The sequence below is a fragment of the Sphingomonas sp. 37zxx genome (assembly GCF_000786205.1).
Lineage (GTDB): Bacteria > Pseudomonadota > Alphaproteobacteria > Sphingomonadales > Sphingomonadaceae > Sphingomonas.
This window is the reverse complement of the sequence record NZ_JROH01000123.1, coordinates 1-562: the sequence shown is the minus strand read 5'-3', so window position 1 is coordinate 562 and position 562 is coordinate 1. Positions and strand designations below refer to the sequence as shown.

Here is a 562-nt window from a genome sequence, read left to right as displayed (position 1 = left end):
CCCACAGCACGAAGCCGCTGCGCGGCAGAGGTGATGGCGTTGAGGTAGCGCGCTTGCGCTGAGGTTTGGTTCTGCGGCAGCGGCGGCAGACGATGGAGTTCCTTCAACGAGAGGAACTTCATCATGGCGATGCTACCCACCGAACAGTCCGTTACGCCGCTGCGCCAGCGCATGCTCGACGACATGGCGATGCGCTCAATGCGGTCGCGTACCCAGCACGACTATGTTCGCCACGTTGGCGCCTTCGCGGCTTTCCTGCGACGCTCGCCGGAGACCGCGACCGCCGAGGACGTACGGCGCTTCCAGCTTCACCAGCGCGAGCACGGTGTGGGGGAATCCGTCATCGGCGCCACAGTATCGGCGCTGCGCTTCCTGTTCGGCGTGACGCTTGACCGGCCCGACCTGTCCCGCAAGCTGGTCCTGGCACCTCGTCCCCGGAAGCTACCCGACGTGCTGAGCGTCGAGGAGGTGGCGCGGCTGCTCGAGGCGGCACCGGGCATCAAGTACCGAGCGGCACTGGGAGTCGCGTACGGTGCCGGATTGCGGGTGTCCGAGGTCGCGC

General features: G+C 67.1%; 1 protein-coding gene. It reads left to right on the top strand.

Annotated elements, in window-relative coordinates:
• Positions 1-123: 123 nt before the first annotated feature.
• Positions 124-562, top strand: a 439-nt coding sequence (locus QU44_RS17040) for a tyrosine-type recombinase/integrase (protein ID WP_033923604.1), incomplete at its 3' end; no start/stop codon positions are given.